Origin of the sequence: Novosphingobium sp. AP12 (assembly GCF_000281975.1) — a bacterium.
Taxonomy (GTDB): domain Bacteria; phylum Pseudomonadota; class Alphaproteobacteria; order Sphingomonadales; family Sphingomonadaceae; genus Novosphingobium.
In genome coordinates this window covers 14193-27295 of sequence record NZ_AKKE01000174.1, presented here as the reverse complement: position 1 = coordinate 27295, position 13103 = coordinate 14193, and the positions used below count along the sequence as shown (strand labels likewise).

At 67.7% G+C, this 13103-nt stretch carries 10 protein-coding genes; 4 read left to right on the top strand and 6 right to left on the bottom strand.

Annotated elements, in window-relative coordinates; all coding sequences use genetic code 11:
- The 3 genes from PMI02_RS24875 to PMI02_RS24865 form a co-directional block, all read right to left on the bottom strand.
- On the bottom strand, nucleotides 1-706 hold a 706-nt coding region (locus PMI02_RS24875; RefSeq protein WP_007688275.1), incomplete at its 3' end, for a DUF1254 domain-containing protein.
- A 43-nt stretch (nucleotides 707-749) separates the two neighbouring features.
- Nucleotides 750-2117 (bottom strand): DUF1254 domain-containing protein, encoded by a 1368-nt coding sequence (locus tag PMI02_RS24870; protein ID WP_007688274.1) that lies wholly within the window; start codon nucleotides 2115-2117, stop codon nucleotides 750-752.
- A gap of 164 nt (nucleotides 2118-2281) precedes the next feature.
- Entirely contained in the window at nucleotides 2282-2899 is a 618-nt protein-coding gene (locus PMI02_RS24865; protein WP_007688273.1) for a DNA-3-methyladenine glycosylase, read from the bottom strand.
- A gap of 107 nt (nucleotides 2900-3006) precedes the next feature.
- Here PMI02_RS24865 and PMI02_RS24860 point away from each other — a divergent pair, with 107 nt between their 5' ends.
- The 4 genes from PMI02_RS24860 (at nucleotide 3007) to PMI02_RS24845 (ending at nucleotide 6119) form a co-directional block, all read left to right on the top strand.
- Nucleotides 3007-3324, top strand: a complete 318-nt coding sequence (locus PMI02_RS24860; RefSeq protein WP_007688272.1) for a 2Fe-2S iron-sulfur cluster-binding protein — start codon at nucleotides 3007-3009, stop codon at nucleotides 3322-3324.
- 110 nt (nucleotides 3325-3434) lie between these two features.
- Nucleotides 3435-4577, top strand: coding sequence for a sulfotransferase (locus PMI02_RS24855; RefSeq protein ID WP_007688271.1), 1143 nt, complete (start codon nucleotides 3435-3437; stop codon nucleotides 4575-4577).
- Between the two features lie 34 nt (nucleotides 4578-4611).
- Entirely contained in the window at nucleotides 4612-5235 is a 624-nt protein-coding gene (locus tag PMI02_RS24850; RefSeq protein WP_007688270.1) for a carboxymuconolactone decarboxylase family protein, read from the top strand.
- 425 nt (nucleotides 5236-5660) lie between these two features.
- A complete protein-coding gene (locus tag PMI02_RS24845) occupies nucleotides 5661-6119 on the top strand; it encodes a hypothetical protein (protein WP_007688268.1) in 459 nt (152 codons plus the stop codon).
- Nucleotides 6120-6143: 24 nt separating this feature from the next.
- On the opposite strand, the gene PMI02_RS24840 is transcribed toward PMI02_RS24845, so the two are convergent.
- From PMI02_RS24840 to PMI02_RS24830, 3 genes are read right to left on the bottom strand one after another with little or no spacing between them, the layout of a single operon-like run.
- Nucleotides 6144-7025, bottom strand: coding sequence for a transglutaminase family protein (locus PMI02_RS24840; RefSeq protein ID WP_007688266.1), 882 nt, complete (start codon nucleotides 7023-7025; stop codon nucleotides 6144-6146).
- Nucleotides 7025-9514 carry a circularly permuted type 2 ATP-grasp protein gene (locus tag PMI02_RS24835; RefSeq protein ID WP_052025727.1) on the bottom strand — a complete coding sequence of 830 codons (2490 nt, stop codon included), beginning with the start codon at nucleotides 9512-9514 and terminating at the stop codon, nucleotides 7025-7027. Before PMI02_RS24835 ends, PMI02_RS24840 begins: the two co-directional genes overlap by 1 nt.
- A gap of 25 nt (nucleotides 9515-9539) precedes the next feature.
- Nucleotides 9540-12902, bottom strand: a complete 3363-nt coding sequence (locus tag PMI02_RS24830; protein ID WP_007688261.1) for a DUF2126 domain-containing protein — start codon at nucleotides 12900-12902, stop codon at nucleotides 9540-9542.
- Between the last annotated feature and the right edge of the window lie 201 nt (nucleotides 12903-13103).

Here is a 13103-nt window from a genome sequence, read left to right as displayed (position 1 = left end):
GGGGGGGGGGGGGGAGCCGCTCCCAATAGGCGAGCCCTCGCGGCTGGGTGCCGCTCCAGGGACGGTCGGCTGCGGCAAGGATTGTTGTCGGCGGCGGGTCCCCGCGCTGCTTCAGGGGATACATGCGAAGCGCTGCAAGCACGGCCTCGGCTTCCGCCGGATTGGTGACCGTGATGCGCACCCCGAGCATGAAGTTGAGGCTGGACAGTTGCCGTACCTCCAGCCCCGCCGCATCGGCGCCAGGCTCCTGGCCGGGCCCGAGCAGCAGATACCGTCCACCCGGCTCGCATCCTTCCATCTTCTCCTGCCAGACGTTGACGAGTCCGCCGCGAATACCGCCTGCCGGAAGTTCGAGCACCATCGGGCCTGATTCGGAGAGATCCACGAAGGCGACGTAATAGGGCGTCGTCGCGTTGGGCGTCAGAATGCCGAGCTTGTCGACGTAGCTCAGGTAGGAGACGATCTGCCCGTTCGCCGCCCCGAGCGTCTTGCGCGCACCGTATTGCCACTGCGCGAAGCCGACCAGCGGCAGAGACCATACATAGGTCTGGCAGGCGCGCTGGAAATCGCGCTCGTCGAACAGCTTTTCCAGCGTGCGGGGAGCGGGGTAGCCATCCGGAAGATCGTGCGTGAACGAGAGGTCGCCGATGCGGGTCTCGACCGTGGTGAACCCGCCGCGCGGTCTCGATGCATCTCCTAAGGCCATGTCCCCTGCTCCTGTTCGCATATCGTAGATCTGTACCCGCCGCTCAGTTCACCCGTTCAATGTCCGGCAGCACCCATGTCTTGTCGAAAAAGGCCTTTTCCGGCCCGTAGACGCGAAAAAGGACCTCGAATCCGCGATCGTCGCGCGTGGGCACCCAGTTCGCGGCCTTACCCTCCGCCACCACGGGTCCGAACCAGACATCGACCGAACCGTTCGGCTCGGCTTCGATCCCGGCACTGTTCGAGGCGCGGCTGGCGCGCGGCACGTCGCGGATGAGGGCATGGGTCTCGCGGTCGTAGGCGGTCGCCGACCAGTAGAGCCGTACCGGGGCATCAGCCGGCACCCGCAGCCGGTAGGTGCCCGCGCCGTCGAGCCTGTTCCCATCGCGGTCGCGGATCGCCATCAGGTAGAACTGGCCGGCCGAGATGTTCTTCGCGCTGAAATAGGCCATCGAATAGGTCACGCCGCGCCCGTCGGTGGGATAGCTATCGGGATCGGCGAAGAAGTCGGGCATGCCTTCCACGACCTCGGGCATGGCCGGAAGCTGCCAGTGACTGCCCGGATAGAATGGTGGGTCGAACACGTCCTGGTAATGCGCATCGAGATAGGCGGCAGCCTCCTGGGCGGCGGCGTCGAACAGGCCCTGCGTCACCGCGTCGGGCTGAAACGGCGCCCCCTTGCGGATGCCCAGCGAGCGCAGCGGATCGATCATCGCCTTGTCGCGGGTCAGCCATGGCTCGCGCTCGACCATCCGGGCGAGCGACTCGAAGAACCGCCGGTCGTACTGGATGGTCGCGTCGTAGAACACGCCTGCAAGATCGACGTAGCTCGCGCGCGGCGGGCTCGCCGCCTGCGAAAGCGGATAGAAACCGATCTGCCGACCATAACCGACGGCCGTGGCGACATCCTCGGGGCTGCTGCTTTTCACGTTGGAACGCAGGATTGCGTAGCCCTGCCAGGTGTCGGACGGAACGGCTATGTAACCCTCTGGACGATCGCCCGCATATCCAGGGGGCAGGATCAGGTACTTGCCGCCCGCGCCCCTGTCGGCGCCAGCGGGACCCACATCCTCCAGCGCGTTCTGCCAGCAGTCGTCGATGCTGCCGGTGATCGATCCTTCTCCGGCCGCCGGAATCTCGAGAACCATCGGTCCGCCACGCGTGTCGTAGAAGGGGTTGATGTAGATGGTGTCGGGGTTTGGTGTCAGCGTCTGGTTCTGGCCGTCGAGCAGGCGCGACCAGTAAGCGACCTGGTTGGGACCGCCGCCAGCCGCGATGAAGGACTGGAGCATGCGGTCGTAGTTGACCAGCGGCATGCCCCAGATGACCGCCTCCACTGCGCGGCGGTAGGTGGCGCGCTCGTCGAGTTCCGCCCGGGACAGGGTCTTGGGGTCTGCCGAAGATTTCGCCATGTCGTCCTCCCGCTGATAGGAGAACTTGGGTCGTTTCAGAACGGGGGGCCATCGGGATTAGCCCTGAGGATTGCGAGGCGCGGCCCCCGCCGCATTCTAAGGGGGCGGCGTCATCCGCATGGAGCGCTGCCGCTGGTTTCGCGCGCCGGCGGCGACGGTCTGCCCTAAAGCGCCGGGTTGTTGTAACAGTGCCAGGTGAAAATAGCCGCCGCCCCCCGGTGCGGGCGCCAGGCTTCGGCCAGCTCGCGGGTCCGCTTCTCGCTCGGCCGCGCTTCCAGGCCGAGCAGCTTGTGGAGCCCGGCCTGCACGGCAAGGTCGCCGGCGGGCCAGATGTCGGGTCGGCCCTCGGCGAACAGGAGATAGATTTCCGCCGACCAGCGTCCGATCCCCTTGATCTGCACGAGCTGGGCGATGGCCTCCTCGTCGTCGGCCGGGAGGTTGTCGAGGTCGAGGTTTCCGGCGAGCACCAGTTCGCACAGCGACCGCGCATAACCCTGCTTCTGGCGCGACAAGCCGCAGGCGCGCAAGGCGTCGAACTCTGCTGCAAGCAGCGTCTCAGGCAGAAGATTTTCGCCCAGCAGCGCCTCGAGCCGGTTCCATACCGAGGCGGCCGCCGCCACGCTCACCTGCTGCCCCACGATCGTGCGCAGCAACGTCGCATGGCCGGTCGCGCGGATGCGGGGTTCGGGGTAGCCGGTGATCCCGAGGGCACGCGCCATGGCAGGCTCGATCGCGGCGATGGCGTCCAGGCCCGAACGAAGTTCGTCTGCGGTCAAACCCATGAGTTTCGTTACCTTGCAAAAGGGGGTTGCAGCCTTTAGCAGCCTGCGGCAAGTGCGCATATGACCGCATTTATGATACAGGGTGTATCAAAGGGGAATCGAGAGCCATGCCGCAGATCATCGTCGTCAATCAATCCGGTGAAGAATCGAATGTCGAGGCTGCAGAGGGCCGCACCCTCATGGAAGTCATCCGCGACAGCGGCTTCGACGAGTTGCTCGCCCTGTGCGGCGGCTGCTGCTCATGCGCGACCTGCCACGTCCACATCGACCCCGAGTACATGGACAAGCTGCCCGCCATGAGCGAGGACGAGAACGACCTGCTCGACAGCTCGGACCACCGCAACCAGTACTCGCGCCTGTCCTGCCAGGTGCCGGTGACCTCGGTGCTCGAAGGCGCCAAGATCACCATCGCTCAGGAAGACTGACACCCTCTTCCGTCGTTCATCGCTGCGGCGTTTGGCGCCGCAGCGTGAGCCGCGCATAGTGCCTCCCGACATGAACGTACCGGGCAAACCGGGCGGGGAGGTAGCCGGCGATGGAAGACAGCAAGGACCTGATGGCGGCGGCCCGCGCCGCCACGGGACTCCACGACTTCGGCGAAGACGGTTTCCGCGACGGGCTTGAACGCTTGGTTCCCTCGCTGAACACCGAGGCCCGACTCAACGCCACCGGCGAATACGCCCTGCGCGACCGCATCCTGCTCCACCTGCGCCAGCGCCTCATGATCGAGGACTGGTATCGCCGCCACCCCGAGATCGAGGACGAGCAGATCGAGGCGCCGCTGTTCGGCGTCAGCCTGCCGCGCACCGGTTCCTCGGCGCTGTCATTCCTCCTCGCGAGCGACCCGGCGGTCCGTTACCTGCGGGTATGGGAGAGTTCGCAGCCCTGCCCGCCGCCCGCGACGGTGGAGGGGCCCGACCCTCGCCGCGGCGTTTCCGCCAGCGCGACCGACGCGAAACTGCAGGGCGGCAACCGTACGCCTACCGGGATCGACGGCGCGATGGAGTGCCAGGATCTCATGGCGCTCGACTTCAAAAGCCAGATATTCCAGGCTTTCGCGCAGGTTCCCAGCTATTCGGAATGGCTTCTCGAAGCCGACATGAACAGCACCTACCGCTACCATAGGCGTACATTGAAGCTCCTGCAGTGGGGCGAACCGGCCCGGCCATGGCGTCTCAAGGCGCCCACCCACATGCTCTACCTGGATGCGCTCGACGCGGTCTATCCGGACGCCCGTTTCGTGATGACCCACCGCGACCCCACCGACGTCATGCTCTCCGTAGCGACGGTCTATTCCGACATCATCGGCAAGTTCTCCGACGCGGTCGACGACGCCTACATCGGCGATCTCAACGTGCGCTGCTGGTCCGAGGCGATGAACCGGGCGATCGCCTTCCGCGACGCTGGCCGCGACGACCGTTTCTTCGACATCCACTTCCGCGCCATGCACGAGGACCCGATCGGCGAGGTCCGCGCCCTATACGCGTGGCTCGGCGAGGCAGTCTCGCCCGCCTTCGCGCAGGCCATGGCGGACTGGTGGGCGTCCAACAGCGACGCGGAGCGCATGGTCAAGCCCGACCCGGCGCAGTTCGGCCTCCAGCCCGATGCGGTGCGGGCCCATTTCGCCGACTACCTACGTCACATGGACCGCTGGGCACTGCGCGCCGCCGCAGCCTGAATTTCCAATACCACTTCAAAGGATCGACACGACAATGGCCGCACCCACGACCGGCAGGTACGAATTCGACGCCGACGCCCGGCTGGCGCAGACGGTGGCGCACGGACCCCGCTACGCGCCGCTCACGCTCGACGAGGTCAGCCCCGAGGGGCAGGAGCAGGTCGATGCGATCCGCGCCGCCTTCTCAATCCCCGAGAGCCGGCCCTTCCCCGACGTCAGCCTCATCACGCTGCGCCATCCCGGCATGTTCAAGGGCCAGATGGTGCTGGGCATCGAACTCGCCGCCAAGGGCACCATCCCCGCCCGCGAGCGCGAACTGGCGATCCTGCGCCTCGCCCTGCTCGCCCGCGCCCCGTTCGAGTGGTGCGAGCATGTCGACATCGGCAAGGCCTTCGGCGTCACTCGCGAGGAGATCGAGCGCGTGATCGACGGATCGGACGCTCCCGGCTGGACGGAACACGAATCGGCGGTCCTGCGCGCGGTCGAGGAACTCCTCGCCGACCACTGCATCGCCGATGCGACCTGGGAGGTTCTGGCCAAGACCTACGACGAGAAGCAGATGCTGGAATTCCCGATGCTCGTCGGCTCCTACCTGATGACCGCGCTCCAGCAGAATTCGCTGAAGATCCAGCCCAAGGCCGGGTTCGACTACCGCTGATTCAGGCTCTTCCACGTGGACACATCTGTGGATAACGCGGACAGAAGCTGTGTGTATGGCGGGACAACTCCGGAGCCCGCCACGAATCACGCTCGATTCGCCGTGCACGCGAAAGCGGAGACCGTTGGCGGGGCTCGAGCGGCGCGCGCCTGACGGCTGCCACCGTTATCGGATCAACTGCCGAGCGACGCTGAAACCCATAAAAACCTCTGATTTCCGCCGCTTTGGCGGGCTTCCGTGACCTTCGAAAAAAAGGCCGGGGCGAGCAAGGCAAGGAGCCGCCCCGGCCAAAGGTCACAGGATGGGAGAAACGCCCCATGACAAGCGTTTCTCCGGGCTTGGTGCAGGCTTGACGAGAGGAGCAAGCCGCGTAACAGTAGCTAATGATAATCATTCGCATGTGCAAGCCCTAAGGAGTCACCGGCATGTATCAATACGTCGACCGCCCGCTCAGCACCCTCGACGAAGGCTGCCGGTTCCTCGTCTGGTCCATGCGCGCATGGGTCACCGCGATCGGCCAAAAGCGCTGCCCCGCCCAGCTTCTCGCCCCCGCCTTCGCGCGCTGGCGCATGATCGGCGGCCTCCAGCCGTTCCACCGCGCCATGATGCTGCTGAACCGCGACGCGCTCGATACGCTGGCGTTCTGCCCGATGGGCTGCAGCCACGTCTCCGAGCACGAGGCGGTGATTCTCGAACTCATCACCAGCCTGCGCGACCGCGGCCCGCAGTCGACTCGCCAGACGCTAGAACTCGTGGTCGGCGAAGACAGCATCGGCGACCTGCTGGAAACGCTGTCGCGAATCGGCGCGGCCCTGGCGATCGCGGGGATCTTCCCGGGCGAGCCCGTGTCCAGTCCGAACGCCGACCAGGGTCGGCGGCACTGATTCGAGGCAGGACCCCGCGCCGCTTCAATCCAGCGGGGCGACGTCCACCGAGGCGTACATCTTCTGCTCGGACGAGCCGCGGAAGGTCCCGTCCAGCGGCGCGACGTCGGCATAGTCGCGGCCCATGCCCAGGAAGATGTGGTCGGTGTCAGCCAGGCAGTCGTTGGTCGGATCGAAACCGATCCAGCCCAGTTCCTCGCCGCACCACAGGTTGACCCAGGCGTGCATGGCGTCAGCGCCGACGAGCCGCTCCTTGCCCGGCGGCGGCAGGGTGCGCAGGTAGCCGCTGACATAGGCCGCCGGAATGCCGTGGGCGCGTGCGGCGACGATCATGATGTGACTGAAGTCCTGGCAGACGCCGTGCCGCTGGTTGAACGCATCGATCGGCGGCGTGTCGGTCTGGGTCGCGTTCGAATCGTAGGTGAATTCCTTGTGGATCGCCGACATCAGCGCCCGGCCCGCCGCCATCACCGGCATCGCCTCGTCCACGAAGGCGCCCGCCCAGTGCGCTATGGCAGGCTCCGGCTGGGCAATGGCCGAGGCGAAGATGTACGATGCCGGGCCGAGGTCCGAAAGGTCGGGCTTCTTCATCGCCCGTTCTCGCAGTTCGGCAAGGCCCGGCCCGGTCGCGTCCTCGACGAAGAACGGGAGCGGCTCCACCTCCACGGTGAACCGGCTTTCGATCTGGAGCTGCGCGGTCGCCTCGCGCAGCACGAAGCGGGCCTCGTTGACGTGGTAGCCGCCCGGCCCCTCCACCACCTGCGTCGGCTGAGGATCGAGGCTAAGCGTGAAGTCCGCCACCGTCTGCCCCGTCCACTCGGCCGGGCGCAGCCGCACGTTGAACTGCGCCATGCGGGCGGGCTGCGCGTACTTGAGCGTGGTGATGTGGCTGACCGAATAGCGCATCACAGCAGCCGCGAGCGCCTTTCCGCTTCCTCGGAATCGAGCTGCAGGAAGTAGCGCTGCGAAATCGCATCGGACAGGCCGAGCAACTGGTCCTCGATGCCCGCCAGCCGCTCCGGCGTCATGTCGGGCGCGGTCGCCGCCTGCAGTTCGCCGAGCAGCGCGCGGGCGGCGCGCAGGGGCGCTTCGGGAATGTTGTCGTCGCGAAGGCTGGGCAGCGCCGCCAGATGCGAGACGACCTCGCCCACCTGGAAGGCCAGTGCGCGCGGGTTGTCGGGGTCGAGCAGCACGAGGTCGCGCACCGGGTTGGCGACAGGGCCGGTCAGATAGCGGCTGCGGTAGATGATCTGGCTGTCGCACAGGTCCAGCAGCAGGCCGAGCGCGGCGGCCGGGTCCTCGTCGCCGGCCGCGGGCGTGAGCAGGCGCGCCATGCGGCAGATGGCCTGCGCACGCTCGAGCCGCTGCCCGATCTCGAGGAAATGCCATGCGGCGGAGCGCACCATGTTTTCCGAGATCAGCCCGGACAATGCGCTGAAATGCTCGGTCAGCCAGCGCGTACTGCCGAGCATCGACTGCGGCTGCTCGACATTGATCGAGGGCATCGGGCGGCTGACGATGCGCCAGAAATCGCGGGCGAAACGCTCGCGCAGGGCCATGCCCACCTGCTGGCGGCGGCGCATGAGCGAGGCGACGCCGCTGGGCAGGCGCGTTTCGGTGAGCGCCCGCGCGCAGATCTTCGCGACCGATAGCTTCGCCGTCTCCGGGCTGATCGCGCCCCAGTCGCGCAGCAAGGCGGTCAGGCGAGGGAGCGTGCCACCCTCCGGGCTGACGTTGCCGTCGCTGTCCGCCGGATTGGCGAGGATGGCGCGCACGATCCGCACCATGGTCTCGGCGCGCTCGTTGTAGCGGCCGAACCAGAACAGGTTGTCCGCCGCCTGGCTGGCGAGGATGCCGCCCCCGCGCGATATCGGCGGCTCTCCCGCGACGCGGCTGCCGAGGTGCTGGCTAGCGGGCTTCTCGTCGACGATCCAGAGGTCCGCCGACAGGTCGCCATCGCCCATCAGCGAGGTCGGCAGCGCGCTGGTCGACGAGAGACGCGCGAAGCCGCCGGGCATGACCGTCCAGCCGCCATCGGCATCGCGCGCCACGAAGGCGCGGACGGTGAAGGGGCGCGGCACGATCTTGCCGTCGATGATCGCGGGCGTGGTGGAGAGGCGCACGATCTCCTGTCCGCAGTAGTCCATGGGGCGGCGCCACAGCGCGTCGATCAGCGCCCCGCGACGCTTGGCGTCGAGCGCGGCGCCGGCCACGGGATCTCTGCTTTCAAGCCCCTCGATCGGCTGGCCGAAGGCGGGCAGCAGCGCCAGATCACCCAGCCGCGCAGCCACCGTCGAGCTTTCCACCGCCTGTCCGCACCACCAGGTCGCGACGTTGGGAAGCACCGGAGCCTCGCCCAGCATGACCCGGCACAGGCGCGGCAGGAAGGCGGCGAAGGCGGCGGATTCGAGCACTTCCACGCCCGGCCAGTTGACCATCTCGACGCCGCCGCCGGCCCAGGCGTCGAACAGGTTGGCCACGCCCAGCTGCGACTTGGCGTCGAACGAGAGCGGGTCGAGCGCGGTGGTATCGATCCAGCGCCAGACGGCATCCACTCGCTTGGGCCCGGCGATGGTGCCGACGTAGAGCCGGTCGTCGAGCACGGTAAGGTCCCGCCCCTCGACCAGCGGCAGGCCGAGATAGCGCGCGAGGTGCGCCTGTTCGGCGTAAGTCTGGTTGAAGCGGCCAGGGGTGAGCAGCGCGATGCGCGGGTTCTCGCGGCGGCAGGCGGCGGCCATGCCGGCCTGCATCCGGGCGAAGAAGTCGGACAGGCGGCGGGCGTGGGCGTCCGCCAGCAGGTTGCCGACCGCGCGCGACATGGCGAGGCGGTTCTCCAGCGCATAGCCGACGCCGCCCGCGACCCGTACCCGGTCCTGCAGCACGCGCCACTGCCCGCCCGGCCCGCGCGCGAGGTCGGCGGCGTAAGTATGGATGAAGCGGCCGCCCGGCGGGGTGCGGCCGATCATCCGGCGCGCGAAGAACGGGCTGCCGGTAACGACGGCGGCGGGCAAGTGCCCGTCCTTCACCAGCGTCTGCGGCCCGTAGATGTCGGCGGCCAGCTTCTCCATCAGCTCGGCGCGCTGGACGAGACCGCGCTCGACCTCGGCCCATTCGTCGGCGCCGACGATCAGCGGCATGGCGTTGAGCGGCCACGAGCGCTCGTCCTCGTCACCCGTCAGGCGGAAGGCGAGGCCGAGGTCGGCGGCGTGGCGCGCAGTGGCGTCCTGCAGCGCGGCGGGGTCCGCGTCGGTCAGCCCGGCAAGCCCCTGCGCCACCTTGTGCCAGCACTCGGCGACCGGGCGCGAGGCATCGCCGAACAAGTCGCCGCCCGAAGCCTGCGCCGCATAACCGTCGAGCCAGTTCGGTGTGCTCGCCATCTGGGCGGGCGCGGTCATGACGGGCGGCTTCGAGGACATCCGCCTACATTAGCCGGGCAGGACGCCTGAGGTCGAGGGTATAGGGAAATTCGGTAGCGAATTCCTCGGGCGGACGCGGCAGCGGGCCGGGAGAATGGCCATGTTCCTGGAAGCGCGCCTTGCGCCGGGCCTCCGCCTCGTAGCCGTTGACTGGCATGGTGTCGTAGTTGCGCCCGCCCGGATGCGCGACGTGATAGACGCAGCCGCCCAGCGAGCGGCCGTTCCACAAGTCGAAGATATCGAACGTGAGCGGCGGGTGCGCGGGGATCATCGGGTGCAGGCACTCGGCCGGGAACCACGCCTTGTAGCGCACGCCGCCTACGCCCTCGCCCGGCGCGGTCGGGGTGAGCGGCACGCGGCGGCCGTTGCAGGTGATGACGTGGCGGCCTGCGACAAGCCCGCTGGCCTTGACCTGCAGGCGTTCGGTGGAGCTGTCCACGTAACGCACGGTCCCGCCGATCGCGCCGGTTTCGCCCAGCACGTTCCACGGTTCGAGCGCGTGGCTGATCTCCAGCGCCACGCCGCCGCCCTCGACCTCGCCGTGGACGGGGAAGCGGAACATGCGCTGCGCCTCGAACCACGAAGGGTCGAAGTCGTAGCCGGCGCGGCGCAGGTCATCGAGAACATCGAGGAAATCGGCCCAGACGAACTGGCCGAGCATGAAGCGGTCGTGGAGCTGCGTGCCCCAGCGCACCAGCGGGCCTTCGACCGGCTCGCGCCAGAACCACGCCGCCAGCGCGCGGATGAGCAGCTGCTGCGCGCAGGACATGCGCGGCTCGGGCGGCATCTCGAACCCTCGGAACTCGACGAGGCCGAGGCGGCCGGTGGGGCCGTCCGGGCTGAACATCTTGTCGATGCAGATTTCCGTGCGGTGGGTGTTGCCGGTGACGTCGACCAGCAGGTTGCGGAACAGGCGGTCCACCACCCATGGCGCGGGCTGCGGCTCGTTCGGGCCGGGAACCTGCGCCAGCGCGATCTCCAGCTCGTAGAGCGAATCGTGGCGCGCCTCGTCGATGCGCGGGGCCTGGCTGGTCGGGCCGATGAACATGCCCGAGAACAGGTAGCTGAGCGAAGGATGCCGCTGCCAGTACGTGACGAAGCTCTTGAGCATGTCGGGGCGGCGGATGAACGGGCTGTCGAGCAGGGTCGGTCCGCCCAGCACGATGTGATTGCCGCCGCCGGTGCCGATCGAGCGGCCGTCGACCATGAACTTGTCGGCGGTCAGTCCGACCTCGCGCGCCGCATCGTAAAGCGTCTCGGTGATCTCCACCGTCTCGCGCCATGAGGCCGAGGGGTGGATGTTGACCTCGATCACACCGGGGTCGGGCGTGATCTTGAGCACCATGAGGCGCGGGTCCGGCGGCGGGCCGTAACCCTCGACCCGCACGGGCAGCTTCAGTTCCTCGGCAACCACCTCGATCGATGCGACGAGTTCGAGGTAGTCTTCCAGCGCCTCGGTCGGCGGGATGAACACGGCAATGTAATCGCCGCGCGGCTCGACGGTGACGGCAGTGCGCACGGCGCCCTGAATGATGTCCGCCTCGACCGGGGCTTCCGCGAAGGACTTCGGCTCGGGTACGGCGCGGAAGCGCTGCGGGCCGCCATCGTTGGTCTGCGCCCGTTCGGAGACCTGCACGCGGAAGTCGGCAAGCGGTTCGCGCTCCTCCGCCGTGTCGCGCGGGTGGATATAGGGGAAGTCCTTCGGCGCCACGTAGGGCAGCGAGCCCAGCGGCAGGCGGTAGCCGATGGCGGAATCGCCCGGCACTGCGGTGAGCAGGCCCTTGCGCACACGCCAGTGCTCGGAGCGCCAGCGCGGCTGCGACATGTCCTTGGCGTTCCAGCGCTGCACCGGCAGCACGAAGCCGACCGGCTTGTCGAGCCCGCGCCGGTAGGTGCGGCGGAAGCGGCGCGCGAGTTCCTCGTCCTCGATGCTGGGATCGAGAGGAGTGACGTTCACCGCCAGCTCGTCCTCGCGCAGCATCCAGACACCCCGGTCCTCGTAGACCGGCTGGACGAAGTCCGCGTCGATGCCGAGGCCCTCGGCGGCGGCGGCGAGCAGATTGGCGGCGGAGAGAATGTCGATCGAGGGCAGCGGATCGGGATCGCCGCCCTTCTCGAGCGGCTTTTCACCGGCCAGCAGGGTGTCGTCGGTCCAGATCGGCACGCCGTCCTTGCGCCAGTAGATCGAATACCCCCAGCGCGGCAGCGTCTCTCCGGGATACCACTTGCCCTGCCCGTGGTGGAGCAGCGATCCGGGCGCGAACTTGGCGCGCAGCAAGCGGATCAGCTGGTCGGCATAGGCGGCCTTGGTCGGGCCGACGGCACCGGAGTTCCACTCGTCCGCCTCGAAGTCGGTCGCGGCGATGAAGGTCGGCTCGCCGCCCATCGTCAGGTTGACGCCGCCCGCGACGAGGTCTTCGTCCACCTTGTCGCCCAGGGCCAGAAGGCCCTCCCAGCGCTCGTCGGTGAAGGGCTTGGTGATGCGCACGGCCTCGGCGATGCGGCTGACCTTCATGCTGAAGTCGAAATCGACCTCGGCGGGCTCGGCCATGCCCTCGATCGGGGTGGCGGAGCGGTAGTGCGGCGTGGCGCAGAGCGGAATGTGCCCCTCGCCTGCGAACATGCCCGAAGTCGCGTCGAGCCCGATCCAGCCTGCGCCGGGAACGTAGGCCTCGGCCCAGGCGTGGAGGTCGGTCACGTCCTCCAGCACGCCGACCGGCCCTTCCTTGGGCAGCACGTCGGCGACCAGCTGGATCGAATAGCCCGACACGAACCGCGCCGCGAAGCCGAGGCGGCGCAGCAGCTGCACCAGCAGCCAGGCCGAATCGCGGCACGATCCGATGGCGACGTTCAGCGTCTCCTCCGGCGTCATCACGCCCGACTCCATGCGGATGACGTAACCGATGCGCTGCTGGAGCTTGCTGTTGATGTCGACGAGGAAATCGACGGTGCGGCCTCTCCAGCCGGCATGCTCCGCGACCAGCGCCTCGAACAGCGGCCCCTGTTCCTCGACCTCGAAGTAGGCCGAAAGATCGCCCTTCAGCGTGGCGTCGTAAGTGAAGGGATATTCCTCGGCCTCGGGCTCCACGAAGAAGTCGAAGGGGTTGATGACGGCCAGTTCGGCCAGCAGGTCCACCTCGATCGAGAAGTGGTCGACGGGTTCCGGGAAGACGACGCGGGCCAACCAGTTGCCGTGCGGGTCCTGCTGCCAGTTCAGGAAATGCTCCGGCGGACTGATCGTCAGCGAGTAGTTGGGCACCTCCGTGCGGCTGTGCGGCGCCGGGCGAAGCCGGATGACCTGGGGGCCGAGACGGATCCGCTTGGAATAGCGGTAACGGGTGAGGTGGTGCAGGGCTGCCTTGATCATCGCGGCGGAGTGTGCGGCAAACGATGCTGCACCGCAACGATGTTCACTTGGCGACACTGCCCAATTAGGCAACAATTCGTCTCGAGCTTCGAAAAACCCGGCTCAAAGGGATTGCCGCGCCATTTGCCGGTGCGTTTCGAGGATTAAGCTGGAACTCGCAGCGATTGCCGCGATGGTGTCATGGTGGCATGCAAACACTCG